The sequence below is a fragment of the Synechococcus sp. PCC 7336 genome (assembly GCF_000332275.1).
Taxonomy (GTDB): domain Bacteria; phylum Cyanobacteriota; class Cyanobacteriia; order Thermostichales; family PCC-7336; genus PCC-7336.
The window spans coordinates 2,680,158-2,692,408 of the sequence record NZ_CM001776.1; the positions used below are offsets into that span (position 1 = coordinate 2,680,158).

Annotated in this window: 4 protein-coding genes; 1 reads left to right on the forward strand and 3 read right to left on the reverse strand. The window is 47.3% G+C overall.

The window, feature by feature from the left end:
* Positions 1 to 4: 4 nt before the first annotated feature.
* The 3 genes from SYN7336_RS25745 to SYN7336_RS12745 form a co-directional block, all read right to left on the reverse strand.
* Positions 5 to 7,747 carry an FkbM family methyltransferase gene (locus tag SYN7336_RS25745; protein ID WP_017326334.1) on the reverse strand — a complete coding sequence of 2,581 codons (7,743 nt, stop codon included), beginning with the start codon at positions 7,745 to 7,747 and terminating at the stop codon, positions 5 to 7.
* A gap of 213 nt (positions 7,748 to 7,960) precedes the next feature.
* Positions 7,961 to 10,555 (reverse strand): tetratricopeptide repeat protein, encoded by a 2,595-nt coding sequence (locus SYN7336_RS12740; protein WP_017326335.1) that lies wholly within the window; start codon positions 10,553 to 10,555, stop codon positions 7,961 to 7,963.
* Between the two features lie 175 nt (positions 10,556 to 10,730).
* Positions 10,731 to 11,522, reverse strand: a complete 792-nt coding sequence (locus tag SYN7336_RS12745) for a biotin--[acetyl-CoA-carboxylase] ligase (protein WP_017326336.1) — start codon at positions 11,520 to 11,522, stop codon at positions 10,731 to 10,733.
* A 30-nt stretch (positions 11,523 to 11,552) separates the two neighbouring features.
* Between SYN7336_RS12745 and SYN7336_RS25750 the strand changes: the two genes are divergently transcribed.
* The gene (locus SYN7336_RS25750) at positions 11,553 to 12,068 is read left to right on the forward strand and encodes a nucleoside deaminase (RefSeq protein WP_038025945.1); all 516 of its coding nucleotides are present in this window, start codon (positions 11,553 to 11,555) and stop codon (positions 12,066 to 12,068) included.
* Positions 12,069 to 12,251 lie beyond the last annotated feature (183 nt).

Sequence of the window (12,251 nt, forward strand, 5' to 3'; positions counted from 1 at the left end):
ATCGCTAATCAATCCCGCTAGAGCTAGAGAGAACTTCTAAGTTAAACGCAGCTTCTATGCATTCTGGGTCCAGACGCAAGGCTTGCCGATACTGGGCGATCGACTCCTCTATCCGATCTTCTTCCTGGAACAGGTTGCCGAGGCTGCAATAAAAGTCGGCCTCTCCAGGTTGATGAACTATCGCTTGTTGAATGCGATCGATCGCAACTGTATTCACTCCCTCTTGGGCAGCCAGCATGCCCGAAAGATGCCAAGCCTCTCCACAATCGGCCTGCATCTGCAAGACTTTCTGACAGCACTGCTCGGCACGTATCCAATCGCCGGTATTGTAATGAGCTTTTGCCGTCTGCAGTAATTCGTCAACCGATAGCTGGCGTCGCTGCAGGGTAAGGTTACCGCGCTCGGTAGATTCGGAGGGCAGACGACTCTGCGATCTCCGCACGGAATGGGCCGAGGGGTCAACTAAGGCTCGGACCAATTGCAGGCGTCGCAGAGCTTCGCCACTAAAGGGAGAGTCTGGGTCGATCCGGCTGAGTAGTTCGATCGATTGTTGAGGCACGAAATAAGCAGAAAAAGCGTACCGCCTCTCCAGAGTCTCGAAAATACTCGTTCGCAGCCACTCTTGCAGGTGTCCGCCGATGGCAAGAGAGTCATAGCGGCGATCGACGGGCAGAAAAGGCTCATCAATTGCGATCGCTGAAGCAGATTCGATCGCATTCCCCAACTGGGATAAATGCTCAATACTGGCCTTGCGTTCGCCCAGCTCTGCTAACACCCGAGCCAAGCTACACCGTCTGGCCAGCGAATCCCGCTCTTGAAGAGCTTGTTTGAAGCAGTTCAATGCCGAGGTAGCAGCAGCAATCCGCTCGCTCGGTTTTAATGTTAAAGTCTGCGACAGCCAGAAGTAGTGCAGACCGTCAATATATATATTGCGATCGCCCTTAGACCGACACTCGAATGCGGGCACCCAATCGTCAATAAGATCTCGAGCATAGTTCATCTCAGCCAATACCGACCTCCAAAGGTCGAGATCTAAATCTGGAGAGGTCGAGTCAATGTCGTCAGCCAGAAGCTGGCGCTGCTTGAGTTTATCGGTGCAGTCTGATTTACAGGCAAATAGATTGAGCTGATAGCCATCGAACGGTTGGTGTGGATCGAACGGTACGAGCAACCCCAATCCGGGCAATAGGCGAAAGGGCTTGTAGCCGAGCGCCTCAAACTGTTCAATCAGTTGAATATTGATTTGCTTGCCATGTTTCAACTCAAACATGACTAAAGGCGACTGTCGTTCGAAAAATTTTCGCCCACCAGCAAGAATTTTAGCTTCCTCTCCTTCTGCATCTAATTTGACAAAGTCAATCTGAGCCCAAGAACGCCGCTCCATCTCCTCATCTAAGGACAAGAGATCGATCCTTTCCCGATGCTGTCGGTTGGGGTCTCCCTGCAAGGAGTTTAGTTCGCTATTGGAGGATAAGAAGAGGGTCGCTTCACCTTCGCGATCCGAAAGCCCTGAATTTATAAGCTCCACTGTAGCCAAGGAATTAGCTTTCACACCTTGCTGCAACCGTTCGAAGACCAAACTGGCAGGTTCGTAGGCGGTGATCTGACCTTGCCCTTGAAGCAACTTAGCCATTGTTAAGGTATAAACGCCATGATTGGCCCCAATGTCTAACGCATGCATACCTGGAGCGATCAGGCTGCGGATAAATGCCATCTCTGCTTCAAACCAATCCCCCTGTTCGAGCAAGACATAGGTTGTCATGCTACGTAGATTATCTTCGACACAAATTTTTACTCCTCCCTCAATCTCAATGAGTTGCTGATCGAACTCAATTCTCGGATTTATCATTAGCTGTGAATCGGGTTTTTCTGGAGCCATTAAAATCAGATTATCTGCCAGAAGGAGATATCGATCTTCTGGCCATTCCTTAAGATGCAGGATTGTAGACGAGACGGCGGAATGTCCGTTTCCAATGAAGTGATCGCACTTAGCTGCCAGATAAGTATCTTTAATAATCTCAATGCCAAGCTGCTTGCGAGAGGAGTGCTGTTGGTAGTGAACTCCAACATCCGTACTCGTCCGAGTAGCGTTTGTATAGCATAGTCTCTCGCCATAAATCTGTTGATATTCTGCTAGTACTGACGCTTCATCAGTCAGAAGGAAAATCACAGTGTCTGGCACGCGTTCGAGATGCCTTGCAATCGCCTGATGATATCGCTGATTAATTTGATGGAGGTTGGAGCTTTCCTTTCTTTTGTCACTTCCCCGTATGTGGACAGCTAGAGTATCGCAGCCAGCTAGATGTTTGGAGTAGAATTGCTCAATTTCACATTGAATCTCTGGTTTAATCTTCAAATATTTTTGACATAAATAGCGATAAATCTCCTGCGGAGACTTGCCTAAAAGATAGTGATGGGTGTCAATCTGGGGTATGAGATCGCAGACATAGCTATGGAAGTCACTAACGACAATATCTTCTTGTCTGAATAAGAAAGATGAGCCAGATAGTCGAGAGCCAAAACCATCCCATTTGTTCAAGTTATTGCATTTAAGATTATCTTCTACCCACTTGGATGGATAAAATGTATATGAACGGCCAGCCAAGTCATCAATGGTATAAGGCGAGACTGGCGCAAAGTAGTTCTCAAATCCATTTTCATCCTCAGGATCGCGAAATAGGCTGTTATCCCCCCAGTGAACAATGGGAGTTCTATCGGTTAATTCAGCAACCAGAAGTTGTCCCAATACATGGTCAATATCAGACCAAAAGCCATATCCCCATGCTTTAATCAAAATAAATTTGGGTCGGTCTATTATCAATTTGGCCAATTTGCCTTCCTGCTCTTGCTCGCCAGAACGCAGTGAGGATCGTTGCCTATCTCGTTGTAGAATTTCTGTAGGAAAAATTAATTTTCCTTCTCGATCGAACTGATACATTCCGCGAGCATTCCCCCTAAGCAAGCAAATCCAAGCGGCCATATTTCCAGTATGGTTCACAATTAGCCTGCATCTTGAAAGCAAATGAGTTGTTGCTAATAGAATTTTTCCAAACTCAAACCTGTCGAGACTTAAGTCATTACTGAGATCGTGTAAAACGATTTTCCCCTTAGTGACAGGCATTTCCTCTATAAAGAAGCATTGATTTTTGAGTCGAGCTACAAACAAGTCTCTGACTTGCTCCTGATCTGTCTGAATTAGAATTCTGAAGTCGGGATTTTCTTTCAAAAAACTTTCAACCACATTCAAATAAGCTTGGGGATTAGCTAGTTGAATTTCTGTAGATTTGTCGGTACCTCTATAGCATACTGCTATTGTTCTAGAAAAATCTATTTGATATTTCTCAACTAGAAAACCTTGAAGATCTAAGATAGAATCGCTCACATTAAAATATCTATCAATCAATAAATTATACCGATTGAAGTCATAGCTCTGGTAGACACCATGATGATTGTGTTTGGGCAAATATTCGCCTGTATTTATATGTTTTATCTCTCGATCTATTGTGTCTTTGAAGTAGAACGGATAGACATCAATCCTGTCTTGCACCTGCTTCTTAGTTTTGTAGGCTAGAAACTCATCCGAAAAATCAATTTTCTCAGGAAGAATATTCTGATTGAATAATTCTACAACACCCCAAAAGTATACTGTTAGTATCGAGAAAAATCCATTACCTGGATTGCTTCTACTACCGTATAAAGTCTTATTTTGGAGGGAATAGTAATTATTGAGGCACAACCTTAATGCACGGGTATCTTGTCGATATATATGACTCGCATACTCTTGTTCTTTAAGACGTAGTTTGGCTAAGCTTAAACGCTGATTTGTCTGAGGGCTGCAGAAGGAATTTTGGACGACTTGGTTGAGGATAGATATTGTTGTATCTGCTGTGTGATATGAGTTAAAAATGTAGCTGTTTTCGTAAGTCTCCACAATGCTAACCCACAACCAATCAGGTAGTCGATCGTTAAATGGTCGATTGTCATATATCCTATCTACAGGGAGAAAGGGTTCATCAATCTGGATGGTGGCGTTAGACCTCATAAGCCCAACAAGTTCTTGGAGTGCCTGGACACTCACTTGCCGCTGACCTAATTCTGCAGCTACTCGTGCCAAAGTACAGTATCTAGAGAAAGAGGGCTTCGCACTGACGACATTCTGAAGACATTCAAAGGAATGTTGTAATGAAGCTAACTGCTCTGCTGGTGAAATGTCAAATATCTTAGAGATAAAAAAGTAATTCAGTCCTTCTTCGTACAGTTGACCGTAAGCATTTGAGCTCATTTCAACTTGCTGCCACTGACGGAGTAAAGGAGCCGCATAACTTAATTTGGCAATCTCCTCTAACCAATAGGAAGGTTTTGAGAGTGAAGGTTTTTCTGAAAGCTGTTTGACTAGCAGTCGGCGTTCAGATAATTGTTGAGCTCGATCTGCTTTGCAAGCAAACAAGTTCAACTGGAAGCGCTCTATTGGCTTCTGAGAGTCGAAAGGTGCTAATAGACATATACCTGGAATAAAGTAGTAAATATCGTAGCCTAACTCCTGAAACAGTTCGACTAGCAGTAGATTAACCTTATCGCTAATGAGTTCAAACATAATTAATGGCGATTGTTCTGAGAAGAAGCGCTGACCGCCTGCGAGGATCTTAGCTTCTTCTCCCTCTGCATCCAACTTGACAAAGCTGATATCCTGCCAGCCATTTCTTTCCATTTCTCGATCTAAATTCAACAGTCGAATAGTTTCCTTCATCTGTCCCACACTTGCCGTATGTAAGGAATTTAGTTCGCTGTTTGTTGATAAGAATAAAGCCGCCTCACCTTCTCGGTCTGAGAGACCTGCTTTCACTATTTTGACAGTGTTTAATGTATTCGCATATACACCTTTCCTCAATAGTGTAACGACCGAACTCGCAGGTTCGTAGGCGGTAACCCGGCCTTGTCCTTGCAGTAACTTAGCCATCGTCAGAGTATAGACCCCATGATTGGCCCCAATATCTAGTACCTCCATTCCAGGGACAATCAGTTGACGAATAAAAGCCATCTCTGATTCAAACCAATCCCCCTGCTCTAGCAAGACATAAGTAGTTAAGCTATTGAGATCGTTCTTGACACAAATTTTAACACCACCTTCAATCTGAATGAGCCGTTCATCTGGTTCGAGTTGGAGGGAAGAGCTAAAGCTTGAAGGCCGAGCAGATATATTAAGAGAACTGGGCAAAGATCTTGTGGGAACTTCTGCTTTCTCTTGTAAATAGCGATGCCACATCTTTCGATAAGCTACTTCAAGGTTGTGCGTAAATTCTGTCGCTTGTATCAGCGGAGAATTGTACATCCGCTCTCTCAAACTCGACCTCAACTGTTGCAGCCAATCTACATTATTGGCTAGATCTATCGCAATACTAATGTAATCTTGCTCGGAATCTGCAATAAGCTCTTCTAGCCCTACTGCCGAGAGCAAACTCACTCCGACTCGGGATACGTGAGTGTCTCCTGCCAATGTCACCACTGGAATGCCCATCCACAGGGCTTCGCAGGTAGATGTCGTACCGTGATAGGGATAGGCATCGAGAACGATATCGACTCGGTGGTAAGTTGCTAAATGAGATTGAAAATTGGGTATCCACTGTATCAGATCGATGCGATCCGAACTAATGCCATGTTGTTCGAACACTCCCAAAACATAGTTTCGTACCTGCGGATCGCCAAGGGGAGGAGATTTAACAAGTAGGCGACTATTGGGCACCGCTTTGAGAATGGCAGCCCAGCGATGAATGGTTGAGGTGCTTGCTTTAGCAAGGAAATTAAAGGAGGCGAAACACACTTGCCCCGTTTCTAATAATGGCGATCGATTGACTGGCGGGCATTCTGAAGGTGGCTGAAAGCAGAGAAAGCTTTGAGGTAGTCGTATCAATTCCTCTGAGTGCAAGTACTCTGTTAGAGATTCGGGATCGGCAAAGTGATCGGTAATGCGATAGTCAATTGCATCTAGCCCGGTTGTGTCGGGGTATCCGAGATAGGTGACTTGAACTGGTGCAGGTTTGCGTGCGAACAATAACAAGCGATTGCCCATCGTATGCCCAGAGAGATCCACTAAAATATCAATTTTGTCTTGTCTGACCAGCTGGGCGGCACAGTTGTCATCCATACAGCTTATATCTCGCCAAGCATCTGACAGTTGCTTGAAATACTCTGTTAGTTCATCCGATTTTGCATTGGTTTTATAACAAAAAACTTCAACTTCATTACGATTATGATTGGCAATAATAGGTTGGAAAAAGGATGCGACAGCGTGCCGCTTAAAATCCCCCGAAACGTAGCCAATGCGAAGTTTTCGCTTGGGATCGCGATCGTGTGGCTGACTCGCAATGGTATAGGGGCGAGCATGAATTTTGTTTGAGCGCTGGTGTACTGCATAAATATCTTCAGCAGTATATACCTCGCTATAATGCATTGCAAAAGCAAGGTTATTAAAAGCAGCAAAATCACTAGGATCGAGTTCACAAGCTTTTTGAAAGCTTTCGATAGACGCTTCTATTTTACATGCATCTTTTAAGACAATTCCCAGGCAAATATATGCCTTGACGGAAGTCGGGTCTAGTTCGACGATCTTCTCATAGACTTGTGCAGCCTGAGTGAGATTCATACTTGACCTGAAAAGATCGCCGACTGTAAACAGAGTAGAAATATTCTCAGGATTAATATTTAAGGCTTTTATATAGGTTTCGTGAGCTGCTTTCTTGTCTCTCCTCGCGAGATAAAGATCCCCCAATGTCAAGTATATTTCTTCTGAATTTGGGTTTTGTATAACCGCTTCTTGTAAATATTTGATTGCTCCTTCAAGATCTCCTGACTTCCATATCAAAATGCCAAGATTATTTTGAGCTGCGGCAAATGTGGGAGAAACTGAAATTGCCTCTCTGTAATGTTTGATTGCTATTTTAGGTTTGCCTGCTGACTCAAAAACTCGAGCTAAGTTGAAGTAACTTAAGGCATTATCGGGCTGCAATTGAATAGCTTTTTGGTAGCAGTCGATCGCCAGATCTAGCTTGTCCGAGCTTTGGTAAATATTGCCGAGATCGATCTGATAAGAGGCATTCCCCTCATCGAGTTCTGAGGCACGGCTAACTCGCTCTAAGGCGATATCGTTTTGATGGCGATCGATCGCTGCTAGCAGTCCCCATAAGTGCCAGCCATCAGCACAGTTAGGATAGAGTTCGAGTAACCGTCGATATTGGGCATCAGCTTCGTCAAGCTGACCTGCTTGTTGATATTGACGAGCTCTATCGAGCAGTTGCTCTGGCAACTCGGCAGTTGTATCGATAGATGGAGCATTTGCCTCTTCTGGTGCTGCGATCGCGCTTGCCTGCGAAGCAGATAACTGAGCGAGAGTGAGTTCTAAATTGAAATGGGCTTCTGTATATTCTGGCTCGATTTCAATTGCTGCCCGATAGCTTTCAACGGCTTGCTCGAACTGTTCCTGTACCTGAAAGAGATTCCCAAGCGCGCAGTGGTATTTAGCAGTGTCGGCCTCTAGGGCAATCGCTACGTGCAGCCTCTCTCTGGCAATTGTATAGCGATCGCGCTGTGCCCCAATGAGACCGAGAACATACCAGGCTTCAGCTTCGGTGGGGTGGCTCTCTACGAGCTGCTTCAAACAGTCTTCCGCTGCCTGCCACTGACCGGATTCGTAATATTGGATACCGAGGTGGAGCGGGTCTCCCTCGGGCATGGGGGTGGTGGGTGCCTGCATGAATCTCCTATCCAACGGTACCGAGCATTGCGATCGCCGTTTTAGCGATCGCGTTTCAGTCCCCTCAACTTACCCAGCAAGAGCTCGGAGTTTGACTCTCGCATTGAAAAGCCATCGGATGCTAAAGACGCACGATCGAGCGACGCAAGTTAATCGTTATTCCTATACAGATACGAGCTGTTTGTAAAACATTTCCAATGCATCAACACTTTCTCAATTGCGGTATAAATTCATATATTTTGCCTGCATTTCCTCAACAACACTGTCGCGAAACTGTCGTTCGCTCCCCAGCTTGCAGGCAATCTCAACGTACTCTTCTGGAGTGCTGGCAACAGTGGCAGTCACCCCCAACGTTTGCAAAATCCCATAGGCATGTCGCCCCCGCATCTGCCTTCCCGGACAGGTCACAATCGGCAATCCACAGGCGATCGCCTCCAGTGTTGTGACTCCCCCCGACCAAGCGAATGTATCTAAAAAGACATCTGCGGTCTTATTCATCGCACAATACTCGGCCCATTCCCGTTGGGGGGCAATCTCGCAATAATCCGAGAAGTTTAATCCCCTCTCCTCAAATGCTCGGGCCATTCTCCGAGCAAATTTCCCCGTGTAATGCTTGCTAAACGTTGCTAAGAAGAGAAATCTAGCATGAGGAACTCTCAATGCAATCTCAGCAAAGAGGTAGTCATATTGAGGCAAGTATTTATGTAATGATTGGCAAGACAAATAGAAAATTTTTCCTTCTGCAATCCCCAAGCTCGATCTAGATGCAGTCAGATCGGGGATTTCAGGTAGATCGTAATAAGTGCCAATCCCAGGCAAACGGATCAGTGTTTCAGTATAGTGTGCCTCACCGTCTTGAGGCTCCATCAAGTCCCCTGACAAAAAGTAATCGATTGTCGGCAACCCCGTCGTTAAGGGATGTCCCCATGCCACGCATTGGATTGGGGCCAATTTGAGCGATGCCACCAATAATCCTAAGGGTTCCATGCCCAGATCTAAGTACACCAATATATCTAATGCATCTGCAGCAATCAATTTAGCAATTTGTTTAAAGTCCAGCTCGTTAGACTGACAGACAAAGCGATCGCTAGCCTGCTTATATCGCTCGGTATAGTCATCAATTACTGGGCTAAAGCAGTAGCTATAAATTTCAAATCGAGAGCGATCTGCCTGTTCTAGCCAACCCAAAAATAGCTTACCAACACTATGACGCCTCATGTGCCAAGAAATATATCCAATCCGAATCTTTTTCCGATCGATAGCAGATCTGCGGTTGGAATTGAGTGCGGAGAAGTACTTCTGAACCAATGCGTGAGTAAAGCTATTCTTCGTGGCAATAGGAATGATGTCATCTTTTCCTTGATAGGATAAATAAAACTGAAAATTACTAAACAGATAGTTATCAACATTTATGTCTTCTGCAGTAAGTGAACTTTGGATACTGTCAAGCTTCTCCAATCCATCCAAATGGCGCTTTCGATAGATTTCGCTCTCCGCCTCCGTTTCGAAAAATGTCGAACAAGCCAGTTCAGAGAACCATCTGAGATTGCGATCGCCTGGGAAGTGGGCAAGACCTCGTTGGGCTATATCGAGAGCCGCTTCAAGCTCCCCTTGCTCCAAGCGGGCTCGGCAAAGGCGATCGAACAGCGTGGAAGTGCAAACACCTAAAGAGAGTGCCTTCTGCAGGTGTTCGGTCGCGAGATCGTATTTCTTGAGAAATACCTGAAGCTTGCCTAGAGATTCATAAAGATCGGCATCCTCTGGAGTGAGGTTGATGGCTGCTATAAAACTGCTTTCTACTTGAAACCACTGGCTGGTTTGGGTATAGGCTTCAGCTAGAGTTCGGTGACTCAGGCTTGTTGGCTGCTTAATGGTTGACAGAACTTCAATCGATCGCTCCGGTTGACCATCGTGAAGTAACGCAACGCTCAAATTGATTTTATAGAGATCGAGAGCAGGATCGATCCCTACGGCTGCCCCGATTAATTGAATGGCCTTACGATGGTCCTTCTGGCTATCTGCTATAACTCCCAACAAATGAAGCGCATCAGGATTTTTAGGATTTGCATTTAAAACTTGCCAATACAGCTTTTGAGCTGCCTGAATATTGCCAGACTGATGATAATTCAAGGCGATAGAGATCGATGCTTTCTGGTAGGAGGTATTGTCTGGATCGAGCTCTAAAGCATGGCTAATTCGCTCTAAGGCGATATCATCTCGATGGCGATCGAGCGCGAGAAGTCCCCATGAGTACCACCCATCAGCACAGCCAGGATAGAGTTCGACTAAACGCCGATATTGGGCTTCAGCTTCATCAAGCTGACCTGCTTTCCGGTATCGATTGGCGCTGCCGAGCAGTCGATCTAGCGACTCAGTGGCAGTATCGACGAATGGAATCTGGTTTCCTTCCGATTGCCCGCTCTCGCTAGTTTGGTAGGAGGATAGCTGAGCGAGGGTGAGTTCTAAATTGAAATGGGCTTCCGTATATTCTGGATCGATTGCGATCGCTGCTCGATAGCTTTCCGAGGCTTCCTTAAGTTGCGTCTGTGTTTGCAAGAGATTCCCAAGCGCGCAGTGATATTTCGCAATGCTAGGTTGTAGTGCGATCGCTAAACGCAGCCGCTCTTCAGCGATTAGATACTGTTCTTTCTGTACTCCGACGAGACCGAGAATGTACCAGGCTTCAGCTTGGGTGGGCCGGATATCTAGGAGCTGCTTCAAGCAGTCTTCTGCTGACAGCCACTGACCAGATTCGTAGTATTGGATGCCGAGATCGAGGGGATTTGGATCGGGAATGGGTGCCTGCATACAAATCACCTATTCAACAACACCGAGTCTGGCGATCGCCGCTTTAGCGATTGCGCCACAATCCTTTCAACTTACCCAGCAAGAGCTGGGAGCTTGGCTCGCACAGTGAAATAAACTCGGGTGGCAATCCTCCTAGAGAGCGATTTAACTCCTGCGTCGAGCAATACGAAAGGGATTACTCGGAGCCTGCGCCTAACGCTACTTCATACCCCAACTCAATTTCCCCAGGTTGAAACGTTTGCACTCCTGTAGCAGTCGCCACCTGCAATTCCCCTCTGGGGCCAATGCCCGTCACTGTAGCGCGATCGCCCACTTGGGGCACGACTGCCTGCCGATGCAACATGAGAGATTCATATGTAGGTTCCAACCCCGCCAGCCCCTTTGCCTGCCATGCCTCATACCCAGTTTCAATCCCCACAAGGGCGATCGCCGCTACGTCATGCAGATCCACGGTCTTCCCCAATACCTGCGCCAGAGAAATCCCCTTGGCGGGCACAGGATTATTGCCATTCAGTCCCAATCCGGCGATCGCCGCCGTTACCCGCCCCGCCCGCGATCGCCCTTGCAGCAGCACCCCCCCCAACTTGCGCCCATCAACGACTAAATCGTTGGGCCACTTCAGAGCCACTGCCACCCCCAAATCTCGACGTACTTGCAGTGCCACCCCCCAAGCAATGGCCAGCGTCAGTTCCAACAGGCGAGGCAACGCGACCGACGGATACAGCAACACCGATAGATAGAGCCCTCCCACTGCCGATTCCCAAATGTGACCCCGCTGGCCGCGGCCGGCCCGTTGCTGCATAGCGATCGCCGCTGTCCCTTCTGGTAAGGGATGTCCTCCAGATAGACTCGATTGAGCCCAGTCCGAAAGCAGTCGATTGGTGGAATCGAGTACCGCATATTGAACTAAGTGATGTCCGCAGTAGTTTGCGGTCAGTTGCGATCTCAGGCGGGCGGGATCGAGCATAGAGAATGGATGGGAATGCGAGGATAAGCGATGCATAACAGACGCGATCGCCACCATTGGATGCAGCAGGCGATCGCCGCAGCCCAGGCAGCAGGAGCGGCTGGCGAAATTCCGGTGGGAGCAGTGGTGGTGTTCGACAATCGCCCGATCGCTGTGGCAGGCAACCGTCGAGAACGCGATCGCGATCCGACGGCCCATGCCGAAATTGTAGCGCTGCGCTCGGCCGGTCGGGCATTGAATCGATGGCAACTACAGGGCTGCACCCTCTACGTCACCCTAGAACCCTGCCCCATGTGCGCCAGTGCGATCGCCCAAGCCAGACTCGATCGCGTGGTCTACGGAGCCGACGATCCCAAAGCTGGAGCCATTCGCAGCGTTCTCAACTTACCGGCCAGCGCTGCCTCCTTCCACCAGCCAGAGGCGATCGGCGGCATTCTGGAAACCCCCTGCCGTCAATTGCTGGCCAATTGGTTCCTCGCCCTCAGACAGAGCAAAGCACTCGATGCTCATTCTGCTGGCGATCGCCCCCCGACAACCGATCGGTGAAATCTCAGGCATCCCGAAATTCCACGTATGGCGATCGCGATACCCATACAGGCTGACAGCCTTTTATGCAACCCTGAATATACGAGTATTTCAGAATACTGATAAAGCGAATGAAAAGTTATTTAAACGCCTGGGAATAGTAAGACAAAGCACAATTTCAATCGGCAAGTAATATTTGCTGCT

Coding starts and splice junctions, on each gene's coding strand:
- SYN7336_RS25745 (WP_017326334.1), bottom strand. CDS start 7,747: ATGCAGGCACCCACCACCCCCATGCCCGAGGGAGACCCGCTCCACCTC.
- SYN7336_RS12740 (WP_017326335.1), bottom strand. CDS start 10,555: ATGCAGGCACCCATTCCCGATCCAAATCCCCTCGATCTCGGCATCCAA.
- SYN7336_RS12745 (WP_017326336.1), bottom strand. CDS start 11,522: ATGCTCGATCCCGCCCGCCTGAGATCGCAACTGACCGCAAACTACTGC.
- SYN7336_RS25750 (WP_038025945.1), top strand. CDS start 11,553: ATGCATAACAGACGCGATCGCCACCATTGGATGCAGCAGGCGATCGCC.